This is a genomic window from Arthrobacter sp. AG367 (assembly GCF_007828995.1).
In the GTDB taxonomy this organism is placed as follows: Bacteria; Actinomycetota; Actinomycetes; order Actinomycetales; family Micrococcaceae; genus Arthrobacter.
Genome location: NZ_VIVE01000001.1, coordinates 623,305 through 634,886 on the forward strand (window position 1 = coordinate 623,305; position 11,582 = coordinate 634,886).

Annotated in this window: 10 protein-coding genes; 1 reads left to right on the forward strand and 9 read right to left on the reverse strand. The window is 67.0% G+C overall.

The genetic code is table 11. From position 1 onward, the window contains the following. Positions 1-22: 22 nt before the first annotated feature. From pyrF to pyrR, 7 genes are read right to left on the reverse strand one after another with little or no spacing between them, the layout of a single operon-like run. The gene (gene pyrF / locus FB478_RS02820; RefSeq protein ID WP_144599768.1) at positions 23-901 is read right to left on the reverse strand and encodes an orotidine-5'-phosphate decarboxylase; all 879 of its coding nucleotides are present in this window, start codon (positions 899-901) and stop codon (positions 23-25) included. After that, a complete protein-coding gene (carB, locus tag FB478_RS02825; RefSeq protein WP_018769305.1) occupies positions 894-4,208 on the reverse strand; it encodes a carbamoyl-phosphate synthase large subunit in 3,315 nt (1,104 codons plus the stop codon). The genes pyrF and carB overlap by 8 nt, the downstream gene beginning before the upstream one ends. After that, entirely contained in the window at positions 4,208-5,506 is a 1,299-nt protein-coding gene (gene carA, locus FB478_RS02830) for a glutamine-hydrolyzing carbamoyl-phosphate synthase small subunit (protein ID WP_043424936.1), read from the reverse strand. The genes carB and carA overlap by 1 nt, the downstream gene beginning before the upstream one ends. Continuing rightward, on the reverse strand, positions 5,487-6,005 hold the full coding sequence (locus FB478_RS02835) for a hypothetical protein (RefSeq protein ID WP_018769307.1): 519 nt from the start codon (positions 6,003-6,005) through the stop codon (positions 5,487-5,489). The genes carA and FB478_RS02835 overlap by 20 nt, the downstream gene beginning before the upstream one ends. Next, positions 6,005-7,345: a dihydroorotase gene (locus FB478_RS02840; protein WP_018769308.1), complete on the reverse strand. Its 1,341-nt coding sequence runs from the start codon at positions 7,343-7,345 to the stop codon at positions 6,005-6,007. The genes FB478_RS02835 and FB478_RS02840 overlap by 1 nt, the downstream gene beginning before the upstream one ends. Beyond that, the gene (locus tag FB478_RS02845) at positions 7,345-8,373 is read right to left on the reverse strand and encodes an aspartate carbamoyltransferase catalytic subunit (protein ID WP_018769309.1); all 1,029 of its coding nucleotides are present in this window, start codon (positions 8,371-8,373) and stop codon (positions 7,345-7,347) included. The genes FB478_RS02840 and FB478_RS02845 overlap by 1 nt, the downstream gene beginning before the upstream one ends. Continuing rightward, the gene (gene pyrR, locus FB478_RS02850) at positions 8,370-8,957 is read right to left on the reverse strand and encodes a bifunctional pyr operon transcriptional regulator/uracil phosphoribosyltransferase PyrR (RefSeq protein WP_018769310.1); all 588 of its coding nucleotides are present in this window, start codon (positions 8,955-8,957) and stop codon (positions 8,370-8,372) included. Before pyrR ends, FB478_RS02845 begins: the two co-directional genes overlap by 4 nt. Before the next feature lie 185 nt (positions 8,958-9,142). Here pyrR and FB478_RS02855 point away from each other — a divergent pair, with 185 nt between their 5' ends. Further along, on the forward strand, positions 9,143-10,414 hold the full coding sequence (locus tag FB478_RS02855) for a PrsW family intramembrane metalloprotease (protein WP_018769311.1): 1,272 nt from the start codon (positions 9,143-9,145) through the stop codon (positions 10,412-10,414). Between the two features lie 64 nt (positions 10,415-10,478). Here FB478_RS02855 and nusB read toward each other — a convergent pair whose 3' ends face one another. Next, positions 10,479-10,889: a transcription antitermination factor NusB gene (gene nusB, locus FB478_RS02860; RefSeq protein ID WP_018769312.1), complete on the reverse strand. Its 411-nt coding sequence runs from the start codon at positions 10,887-10,889 to the stop codon at positions 10,479-10,481. Next, positions 10,889-11,452, reverse strand: coding sequence for an elongation factor P (gene efp, locus FB478_RS02865; protein WP_018769313.1), 564 nt, complete (start codon positions 11,450-11,452; stop codon positions 10,889-10,891). The genes nusB and efp overlap by 1 nt, the downstream gene beginning before the upstream one ends. Positions 11,453-11,582: the final 130 nt, after the last annotated feature.

Here is an 11,582-nt window from a genome sequence, read left to right on the forward strand (position 1 = left end):
AATGCATCCGGGCAATTGCAGCCTATTGTCCCCGCAGCCCATCCAGCGTCCGCAGGGCCGCCTCCCGCAGGCCACCCATGTGCGGGCCTGCCGAAAGGATGTCGCGGCTGGAGGTTCCCAGGACCAGCGGGTAGGCGTCGCCGAAGGTGGAGCGGAGGTCGGCCGGCGTTGCCCCCTGCGCCCCCAGGCCGGGGGCGAGGATGGGCCCGCGGACGGCAGCGAGGTCGAGTCCAAGGTCTTTCAGGGCACTGCCAACGGTGGCGCCAACCACCAGGCCCACGGAACCCAGGCTGCCCCCGTACCGGGCATTTTCGGCCGCTGCGGCGGCCGTGATCCTGCGGGCCACCGAGTCCTTACCGCCAACATGCTGGACGGAAGCGCCTTCAGGGTTGGACGTCAGCGCCAGCACGAAGACACCGCGCCCGGTTTCGGCCGCGAGGTCCAGCGCGGGGCGCAGCGACTCGAAGCCGAGGTAGGGGCTCAGCGTGACGGAGTCCGCCGCCAGCGGGGACCCGTCCCGGAGCCAGGCGTCGGCATAGGCGGCCATGGTGGACCCGATGTCGCCGCGCTTGGCGTCGGCGATGCTCAGGACGGACTCGTCCCGGGCGGTGGCCAGGACTTCCTCCAGGACCGCCATACCGGCCGATCCGTGCCGTTCGTAGAGCGCCACCTGGGGCTTTACCGCGGCAGCGAGCGAAGCCACCGCCTCCAGGACGGTGAGGGAAAAACGCCTCAGCCCGGCGGCGTCGTCGTCCAGTCCCCAGCTCTTCAGCAGTGCCGGATGCGGGTCGATGCCCACGCAAAGCGGGCCGCGGGCGGCCATGGCCGCGCCGAGCCGGGAGCCGAAGGACTCCCGGCCGGCGGCGGATACCGGCCTGCTGCCTGGTACCTGCTCAGGCATGCTGCAGCGCAGCCTTCTGTGATTCCGCAAGCGCGGCGGCGTGCTCCTGCAGGCTGGTGACGGACCACTCGTAGGTGCGCAGGGCTTCGATGGCCTGGACGGCGGCGTTGAACTCGGCCACCGTGGTGATGCACGGAATGCCGATGGACGTCGCCGCTGCGCGCAGTTCGTAACCGTCGCTGCGGGCTTCGCCGCCGGAGGGGGTGTTGAAGACCATGTCGATCTCGCCGGCCACAATGAGGTCCGCGATGGTGCCTTCACCCTCAGCGCTGCTGCCCTCGGCGACCTTGCGGACCGGGGTGGCCTGGATGCCGTTGCGGCGCAGCACGTCGGCGGTGCCGCCGGTAGAGACGATCTCGAAGCCGAGGTCCGAGAGCCGCTTGACGCCCATGATCACCGAGCGCTTGTCCCGGTTGGCTACGGAGACAAACACCTTGCCCTCGGTGGGCAGCGCGTTGTTGGCGGCCGCCTGGCTCTTGGCGAAGGCGGTGTCGAAGTGCTTGTCGATTCCCATGACCTCGCCGGTGGAACGCATCTCGGGACCGAGCAGGGAGTCCACCACCTTGCCTTCAAGGGTCCGGAACCGGCTGAACGGCAGGACCGCTTCCTTGACGGCGACGGGGGCGTCCAGTGGCAGGGTGGAGCCGTCACCGGTTTCCGGCAGCATCTTGTAGGCGCTGCGGAGCTGGTTGATGGTCACGCCGGTGCCAATGAGGGCTGCGGCCTTGGCCATCTGGACGCCGGTGGCCTTGGACACGAACGGCACGGTCCGGGACGCGCGGGGGTTGGCTTCCAGGACGTACAGGACGTCCGAGGCCAGCGCGAACTGGATGTTGATCAGGCCGCGGACGCCCACGCCTTCAGCGATGGCGCGGGTGGCGGTGCGGACGCGTTCGACGACGTTGCTCCCCAGGGTGATCGGCGGCAGGACGCAGGCGGAGTCGCCGGAGTGGATGCCGGCTTCCTCGATGTGTTCCATGATGCCGCCCAGGTACATGTCGGTGCCGTCGTAGAGGGCGTCGACGTCGATTTCGACGGCGTCCTCAAGGAACCGGTCAATCAGCACGGGGTGGTCCGGGGTGATTTCGGTGGCGTTGGCGATGTAGCGGGAGAGATTGGGCTCGTCATAGACGATTTCCATGCCGCGGCCGCCCAGCACGTAGGACGGACGGACCAGGACGGGGTAGCCGATCTCGTCCGCGATCTTCTTGGCGTCCTCGAAGGAGACGGCGGTGCCGTTCTTGGGCGATACCAGGCCGGCCTTGTCCAGCACCCGGGAGAAGGCGCCGCGGTGCTCGGCGAGGTCGATGGCCTCCGGGGACGTTCCCAGGATGGGGACGCCGGCGTCGGCCAGCTGCTGGGCCAGCTTCAGCGGGGTCTGGCCCCCGAGCTGGACGAACACGCCCATGACGCCGCCGGTGCGTTCCTCGGCCGCGATGACCTCCAGCACGTCCTCGAGCGTCAGCGGCTCGAAGTACAGGCGGGTGGAGACGTCGTAGTCGGTGGAGACGGTTTCCGGGTTGCAGTTGACCATGACGGTCTCGTAGCCGGCCTTGCGCAGCGCCATGGAGGCGTGGACGCAGGAGTAGTCGAACTCGATGCCCTGGCCGATGCGGTTGGGCCCTGAGCCGAGGATCAGGATGGACGGCTTGGAGTGCAGCGCAACCTCGTCCTCCTCGTCATATGCCGAGTAGTGGTACGGCGTGTAGGCGGCGAATTCTGCGGCGCAGGTGTCCACGGTCTTGTAGACGGGACGGATGCCCAGCGCCTGGCGTACGCCGCGGACCACGGCCTCGGGGTTGTGCGTCAGGGCGCCGATCTGTTCGTCGGAGAAACCGTGGCGCTTGGCACGCTTGAGCATGTCGGCGGTCAGGGCGCCGGCCTGGCGGATTTCGCGGGAGATTTCGTTGAGCAGCTCCAGCTGGTCAAGGAACCACGGGTCGATCTTGGTGGCTTCGAAGAGCTGTTCCACGGTGGCGCCGCCCAGGAGGGCGCGCTGGACCTGGTGCAGGCGCTCGGTGGTGGGGCGCTTGGCCTTCTCGATGAGCTCCGGCACTTCCCATTCCGGGACGGAGCTGAAGTCCAGCTGCGAGCCCTTCTGTTCCAGGGAGCGCAGGGCCTTCTGCAGGGCTTCGGTGAAGTTCCGGCCCATGGCCATGGCCTCGCCCACCGACTTCATGGTGGTGGTGAGGGTGTTGTCCGCTGCCGGGAACTTTTCGAAGGCGAACCGCGGGACCTTGACCACCACGTAGTCCAGGGTGGGTTCGAAGGACGCGGGGGTCTTCTGCGTGATGTCGTTGGGGATCTCGTCCAGGGTGTAGCCGAGCGAGAGCTTGGTGGCGATCTTGGCAATGGCGAAGCCGGTGGCCTTGGATGCCAGTGCCGAGGAGCGGGAAACGCGGGGGTTCATCTCGATGACCACCACGCGGCCGGTCTTGGGATCGATGGCGAACTGGATGTTGCAGCCGCCGGTGTCCACGCCCACCTCGCGGATGACGGCGATGGCGACGTCGCGCAGCTTCTGGTATTCGCGGTCGGTGAGGGTCAGCGCCGGTGCCACGGTGATGGAGTCGCCGGTGTGCACGCCTACGGGGTCGAAGTTCTCGATGGAGCAGACGACAACCACGTTGTCGTTCTTGTCCCGCATCATTTCGAGCTCGTATTCCTTCCAGCCCAGGATGCTCTCTTCGAGCAGCACCTCGCTGGTGGGGCTGTACTGCAGGCCCTGTCCGACGATGCGGCGCAGGTCCTGTTCGTTGTAGGCCAGGCCGGAACCCAGACCGCCCATGGTGAAGGACGGGCGCACCACCATGGGGTAGCCCAAATCTTCGGCCGCCGTGAGGGCCTCATTCATGCTGTGGATGATGTGGCTGCGGGCGGATTCCGCGCCACAGCGCTCCACCACGCCCTTGAACTTTTCACGGTCCTCGCCCAGCTCGATCGCGGCGATGTTGGCGCCGATCAGCTCGACGTTGTACTTCTCCAGTACGCCGTTCTTGTCCAGGGCGATGGCGGTGTTCAGCGCGGTCTGCCCGCCCAGGGTGGGCAGGACGGCGTCCGGACGTTCCTTGGCGATGATCTTCTCCACCACCTCGGGGGTGATGGGCTCAACGTAGGTGGCGTCGGCGAACTCGGGGTCGGTCATGATGGTGGCCGGGTTGGAGTTCACGAGGATGACGCGCAGGCCTTCCTCCTTGAGGACACGCAGTGCCTGCGTGCCGGAGTAGTCGAATTCGGCGGCCTGGCCGATGACGATCGGGCCGGAACCAATGACGAGGACGCTCTTGAGATCTGTACGTTTCGGCATTACTTCTTGTCCTCAGTCTTGTTGTCGTTTTTGTGGTCAGCGCCTGCGGGGTGGGCCGCGTCCACGGGGTCCTTGGACGCGTTGGCGTTCCGGCCGTCCCGTGTGCCTTCCATGAGCTCGATGAAGCGGTCGAACAGGTAGGCGGCATCGTGCGGTCCTGCCGCGGCTTCCGGGTGGTACTGCACGGAGAACGCCGGGATGTCCAGGCAGGCGAGGCCTTCCACGACGTCGTCGTTCAGGCTGATGTGGCTCACTTCCACCCGCCCGTAGCGTGCCTCCGGGGCCTGCGTGGCGCCGTCGAGGGGGGCGTCCACGGCAAAGCCGTGGTTCTGGGAGGTGATCTCCACCTTGCCGGTGCGCCGGTCCATCACGGGCTGGTTGATGCCGCGGTGGCCGTAGCGGAGCTTGTAGGTGCCAAAGCCCAGGGCGCGGCCCAGGATCTGGTTGCCGAAGCAGATGCCGAAGTAGGGCAGCTTTTCGTCCAGGACCGAGCGGAGCAGCTTGACCTGGGCGTCGGCGGTGGCGGGGTCGCCGGGGCCGTTGGACATGAAGAAGCCGTCCGGGTTGACGGCCTTGACGTCCTCAAGGGTGGCGGTGGCGGGAAGCACGTGGACTCGGACGCCGCGCTCGGCGAACCGGACCGGGGTCATGGCCTTGATGCCCAGGTCGATTGCAGCGATGGTGAGGCGGGGTTCGCCGTCCCAGCCGTGGTCCTTTGGCTCCACGACGTAGGCTTCGTCCACGCTGACTTCCTCGGCCAGGCGCGAGCCCTCCATGGGGGCGCTGGCCAGGACGGCGTCGAGCAGTTCCTTGTCCGTGGCCTGGGCTGCCTCGCCGGAGAAGATGCCGGCGCGCATGGTCTTGTGCTCACGCAGGTGCCGGGTGATGGCGCGGGTGTCCACGCCCTGGATGCCCACGATGCCCTGGGACACCAGCTCTTCGTCCAGCGACCGTTCGGAGCGCCAGTTGGAGGGCCGGCGCGCGGCGTCGCGCACAATGTAGCCGGCCACCCAGATGCGCCGGGACTCGGCGTCGTCGTCATTCACGCCGGTGTTGCCGATGTGCGGGGCCGTCTGGACCACCAGCTGGCGGGCGTAGGAGGGATCGGTGATGGTTTCCTGGTATCCGGTCATCCCGGTGGCGAAGACGGCTTCGCCCAGGGCGGTGCCGGTGGCGCCGTAGCTGGTGCCGCGGAAGATGCGCCCGTCTTCGAGTACCAGCGCAGCTGGCGCTGCCGGAGCGGAGGTGGTTGCTGTCAATGTATTCGCTTTCACTGTCTTACTTTCCACTGGTGGCACCAGCCGCTGGGGCTGACGAAATCAAATCCTGCAGGGCCTGGTAGAGCACGTCCTTGTCCGCGGCGCGGCGGGTCCGGAAGCCGGTGTCCAGCTGGTGGGCACCGTGCGTCCATGCCAGCACCAGCAGGCCGTCCTTCTCCACGAACTTCCCCGCCATGCCGCTGTCCTGCCGGACATCGGAGAGGGAGGCTGCGGGGATGTACAGCGCAGGCGCACCCGACCGCTCATAGAGCACGCCGTGCGGGTACACCGCGAGGGTGGCATTGGTGCGGATCCCCAGCCCATGCACGGCAATGCGGTCCAGCCAGTCGCCGGCCGTGGTGGTGGCCACGTACTGCCCTTCGGCAGTTGCGGTGGGCTCACCGGGCACGGCGGGCACCTGGGGCAGTTGTTCGACGTCGGACTGGCGCTTGAGGCGGTTGCGCCAGCCGACGGCGAGGAGGACGAACACGACGGCGACCACCGCCAGCATGGCAAGTCCGGGAAGGATTTTGTCCATCAGGCAGCGCCTGCCGGGGTTGCGGCGGAGTCCGGGTGCGGGGTGTTGAGTTTGCCGTCAAGGACGGTGGGGTGCCCCCTGAAGAAGGTGGCCACCACCTTGCCGGGGAGTTCCCTGCCCTTGAACGGCGAGTTGCGGCCCATGGTGGCCATCTGGAAGGGGTCCACCGTCCAGCGCGCCGCCGGATCCACCAGGATGAGGTTGGCGGGTTCCCCGGCTTCGATGGGCCGGCCCTGGTCGCTCAGCCGGCCAATCGTCGCGGCCGCCGTGGACGTGACCCGGGCGAAGTCCGCCCAGGTCATCAGGCCGGTTTCAATCATGGCGTGCTGGACCACGGACAGGGCGGTTTCCAGCCCGGTCATGCCCATGGCTGCCTGCGCCCATTCGCATTCCTTGTGCTCACTGGGGTGCGGCGCGTGGTCGGTACCCACAACGTCGATCGTCCCGTCTGCCAGCCCGGCGCGCAATGCCTGGACGTCGGCGTCGGTGCGCAGCGGCGGGTTGACCTTGAACACGGGGTCGTAGCTGCGCACCAGGTCATCGGTCAGCAGCAGGTGGTGCGGGGTGACCTCGGCCGTGACGTCGATGCCGCGTTCCTTGGCCCAGCGGATGATTTCCACCGAGCCTGCCGTGGATACGTGGCAGACATGCAGCCGCGAGCCGACGTGCTGGGCCAGCAGGACGTCGCGGGCGATGATGCTTTCCTCGGCGACCGCGGGCCAACCGGTCAGGCCGAGGACCGCGGAGACGTCGCCCTCGTTCATCTGTGCCCCGGCTGTAAGTCGGGGTTCCTGTGCGTGCTGGGCCACGACGCCGTCGAACGCCTTGACGTATTCCAGGGCGCGGCGCATCAGCACGGGGTCGTGGACGCAGATGCCGTCATCGGAGAACATCCGCACCCGGGCGCGGGAATCGGCCATGGCGCCCAGCTCGGCCAGTTGCTCCCCTGCCAGTCCAACGGTGACGGCACCAACGGGGCGCACGTCCACCCAGCCGGCCGCGCGGCCCAGAGTGTAGACCTGCTCCACCACGCCTGCGGTGTCCGCGACGGGGGTGCTGTTGGCCATGGCGTGCACAGCTGTGTAGCCGCCCAGGGCCGCAGCCCGTGTTCCGGTCTCCACGGTCTCGGCGTCCTCGCGGCCGGGTTCGCGGAGGTGCGTGTGCACATCGACCATGCCCGGCAGGGCCACCAGGCCTGCAGCGTCGATGACAGTGGCCCCATCAGCGTCAAGGCCGGTGCCAATCTCGGCGATGATGCCGTCACGGACCAGCAGGTCCGCGGGGTCGCCGCCCAGGATGGCGGCGCCTTGGATGAGGTAGGTTCCGGTGTTGCCTGCCATCAGTTGCTCTCCTTGGGGGACGGGGCCGCGGCGGCATAGGCCGGTGCCCGGTGGGCGGCTGGTTCCCGGGTATCCCCGGAGAGCAGCAGGTACAGTGCGGCCATCCGCACGGACACGCCGTTGCGGACCTGAGCCAGGACGGTGGAACGGGGTGAGTCCGCTGCGGCGGCGCTGATTTCCAGGCCCCTGTTCATTGGCCCCGGGTGCATGATGATGGTGTCCGTCATGCCCAGGTCGTCAAGGGCGCGGAGGCGGTTGTCGTCGAAACCCCACCGGCGCGAGTATTCGCGGGTGCTGGGGAAGAACGAGGCGTTCATGCGTTCGCCCTGGACGCGGAGCATCATCATGGCGTCGACACCGTTGGCCAGGGTCTGGTCCAGATCGTAGCTGACGCTGCAGGGCCATTTGTCGACGCCGACCGGCAGGAGGGTGGGCGGCGCCACCAGCGTGACTTCGGCCCCGAGTGTCCGGAGCAGCCAGACGTTGGACCGGGCCACACGGGAATGCAGGACGTCGCCGGCGATGGCGACCCGCATGCCCTTCAGGTCAGTCCCATCGGAACGCGTGCCGGCCAGGCGGGCCCAGTGCCGGCGCATGGTGAAGGCGTCAAGCAGGGCCTGGGTGGGGTGTTCGTGGGTGCCGTCGCCGGCGTTGATGACTGCGGCGTCGATCCAGTCGGTGGCGGCCAGCCGGTGCGGCGCGCCGGAGGCCCAGTGCCGGATGACGACGGCGTCGGCGCCCATGGCGGACAGGGTCTGGGCGGTGTCCTTGAGGGATTCGCCCTTGGACACCGATGATCCCTTGGCGGCAAAGTTGATGACGTCAGCGGACAACCGCTTGGCAGCGGCTTCGAAGGAGATGCGGGTCCGCGTGGAGTCCTCGAAGAAGAGGTTGACCACGGTGCGTCCGCGCAGCGCGGGAAGCTTCTTGACTTCCCGCTCCCCCACGGCAGACATTTCCTCCGCGGTGTCAAGGATGCGGATGGCGTTCGAAAGGCTGAGGTCCTCGGTGGACAGGAGGTGTTTCATGCGCCGCCTTCGATCACGACTTCGTTGACCGGGGTTCCGGCGTCGGACGTGTCTGTTTCTTCGAGCCGGACCCGGACCTTCTCGGCGGAGGACGTGGGCAGGTTCTTGCCAACGTGGTCAGCCCGGATGGGAAGTTCGCGGTGGCCCCTGTCGATCAGGACCGCAAGCCGGACGATGCGGGGGCGGCCGAGATCTACCAGCGCATCCAGGGCGGCGCGGATGGTCCGGCCGGAGTACAGGACGTCGTCGATGAGCACCACTACTTTGTTGTCGATGCCTGTCCGGGGCAGCCTGGTGGGGTACGGCGGCCGTGTCCCCTGGTGGGAGAGGTCGTCGCGGAACATGGTGACGTCGAGCTGGCCCACAATGGCGGCGGCGTCAACGGTGGCGTCCGCGGCGGCGATTTTTTCCGCCAGCCGGACAGCCAGTGGGTAGCCGCGGCGGGGAATGCCCAACAGGACCAGGTCCTGGGATCCCTTGTTGGCTTCGAGGATCTCATGGGCGATACGAGTAAGTGCCCGGTCAATGTCCGCCTGGCTGAGGACAACCCTGGCTGGAACCGGTGCGCTGGTGACGGAAGTCAACGCTCGTCTCCCCTTTCCCCGCCTCACAGGACGGAATTAAAAAAGGAATGTTTGCTGTTCAAAATTACCACACGGTCCCTGCCCGGCCGGTCCCCGGGTGACGCGGTACTGGTCACACCCGAACGGCGCGGGAGGCCCGGTCCTTTGTGGTGTGGTGGCCCCCGCTTAGGCTTTCGGATATGCCGATGTATCCGCAGCAGCCTTCCTCCGGCCTCCCCGACGACCCCTACCGCAGGCCCACCGGCCCCCTGCCCCGGCAGGCCAATCCCAGCTGGATGGGACAGGTGCAGCCCGAATACTACCGCGCCGCCCCCGGACACCAGGGCCACCCGCTGGCTGCAGTGGTGCCGCCGCAGGCGCAGGAAGCCGCGCTGCGGGCATCGCGGACCCGCAGCGGGCTGGCGGGCCTGACGGTTGCGGGCGGCGTGCTTGCTTTCCTGAGCCTTTTCCTGGTGGTGCCGTTCCTGCTGTCCAACACCGGCGCCGCCGGTTTCCTGATTGGTTTCCTGGCATCGCTGGTCCCGCTGTCGGTGGTCCTGGCTGCGGTCCACATCATCGACAGGTGGGAACCGGAACCCAAGCGGCTGTTGTTCTTTGCCTTCACGTGGGGTGCGGCGGTGTCCGTTGCCGTGACCCTGCTCATCCAGCCGTTCTTCGTGATCGCCTTCCAGTTCACCGACGAACCAGACCTGCAGACCTACATGGCCACCGTCCAGGCCCCCATCGTCGAGGAGTTCGCTAAGTCCCTTGGCCTGCTCATCCTCCTCCTCGCGGCGCGCCGGCAATTCGACGGTCCCGTGGACGGGGTGGTGTTTGCCTTCACCATCGCCGGCGGCTTCGCCTTCACCGAAAACATCCTCTACTTCGGCAGGGCCATCGCGGAATCGGCATCCCCGGCCAGCGACTTCGCCCAGGTGTTCTTCCTCCGCGGTGTCATGTCCCCCTTCGCCCATGCGATTTTCACCGGCACCACAGGCCTGGTCATGGGCTTCGCTGCCAGGCGCTGGCACACGGGCGCCTCGATCGGCGCCTTCTTCGTGGGACTGCTGCCGGCCATGTTCCTGCACAACAGGTGGAACAGCATGGGCGGCGGCTTCCTGCTGGACTACATCATGGTCCAGGTACCGATCTTCGTGCTGGCAGTGGGCGGCATCATCTTCCTGCGGGTGGCCGAAAACCGCCTCACCCGGCAGCGGCTGATGGAGTATTCCGCTGCGGGATGGTTCACGCCCGCGGAAGTCCAACTGCTGGCCACCCGCGGCGGCAGGCGCATGGTCCTGGCATGGGCTGCGGGTTCGGGCAGGAAGCGGCAGATGAAGCAGTTCGTGAAGGCGGCCACCCAGCTTGCCAACACCCGCCAGCGGATCCTGAGCGGACGCGATGTTCCGCTGCACCAGGCCGAGGAAAGGCAGCAGCTCCAGCGGATCGTGTCCCTGAGGGCGGCAGTGGCCGGATGATGTGAACCGCTTGCACGCAACAGGGCCCCGCCGGATGGCGGGGCCCTGTTGCGTGGTGGAAAGGCTACGCGAGCAGCGAAGGCTTCAGCTGCTGCAGCCGGCCCAGCAGGCCGTTGATGAACTGCGGCGACTCGTCCGTGGACAACGTCTTGGCCAGCGCGACGGCCTCACTGACCGCCACGCCGTCGGGGACGTCGTCGTTGTAGAGCAGCTCCCAGGTGCCGATGCGCAGGATGATGCGGTCTACGGACGGCATCCGCTCCAGGCTCCAGCCCTGCGAGTACGTCTCCAGGAACTCGTCAATGGCTGCCTGCTGGGAAAGCACGCCTTCGACGATTTCCAGGGTGTAGGGGTTGACCACCTGGTCGGTCTTTTCCCGGCGCGCACGAAGCACGTCGAACGCCGAAACGGAGCGCTGCTCCGCCTCGAAAAGAACATCCAGTGCCCTGTTGCGGGCTTTACCGCGGGCGCTCACTACTCAGTGACCCGGCCCAGGTAGCTGCCGTCGCGGGTGTCCACCTTGACCTTGGTGTTGTTCTCGATGAACAGCGGAACCTGGATCTCGTAGCCGGTCTCCAGCGTGGCGGGCTTGGTACCCGCGGAAGAGCGGTCACCCTGCAGGCCCGGCTCGGTGTAGGTGATTTCGAGGACGACGCTCGGCGGCAGTTCAATGTAGAGGGGGTTGCCGTCGTGGATGGCAATGTTGACCATCTGGTTCTCGAGCATGAAGTTGGTGGCGTCGCCCACCGTGGCACCGGAGACGGTGATCTGGTCGTAGTCGGAGGTGTCCATGAAGACGAAGTCCGCACCGTCCTGGTACAGGTACTGGTAGTCGCGGCGGTCCACGGTGGCCGTCTCGATCTTGAGCCCGGCGTTGAAGGTCTTGTCAACAACCTTGCCGGACATCACGTTGCGCATCTTGGTCCGCACAAAGGCGCCGCCCTTGCCGGGCTTGACGTGCTGGAATTCGATGACGTTCCAGAGCTGGCCCTCAAGCTTCAGGACCGTTCCGTTCTTAATGTCGTTAGTGGTTGCCACTGGTTTCCTCTGATTTCTTTGTCTGGCCGCGTGGTCAGATGCTGTATGCCGGGCGGGCACGCCACAACGGCCCGCCTGCACGTGTTTGTCAAAAATCGCGTGGATGCAAAAATTCCACAACCATTCTACC

What these genes read in the sequence shown, in the direction of transcription:
- carB (WP_018769305.1), bottom strand. Translation starts at nt 4,208, where the DNA reads ATGCCGAAACGTACAGATCTCAAGAGCGTCCTCGTCATTGGTTCCGGC.
- FB478_RS02840 (WP_018769308.1), bottom strand. Translation starts at nt 7,345, where the DNA reads ATGGCAGGCAACACCGGAACCTACCTCATCCAAGGCGCCGCCATCCTG.
- FB478_RS02855 (WP_018769311.1), top strand. Translation starts at nt 9,143, where the DNA reads ATGTATCCGCAGCAGCCTTCCTCCGGCCTCCCCGACGACCCCTACCGC.
- FB478_RS02835 (WP_018769307.1), bottom strand. Translation starts at nt 6,005, where the DNA reads ATGGACAAAATCCTTCCCGGACTTGCCATGCTGGCGGTGGTCGCCGTC.
- pyrF (WP_144599768.1), bottom strand. Translation starts at nt 901, where the DNA reads ATGCCTGAGCAGGTACCAGGCAGCAGGCCGGTATCCGCCGCCGGCCGG.
- FB478_RS02845 (WP_018769309.1), bottom strand. Translation starts at nt 8,373, where the DNA reads ATGAAACACCTCCTGTCCACCGAGGACCTCAGCCTTTCGAACGCCATC.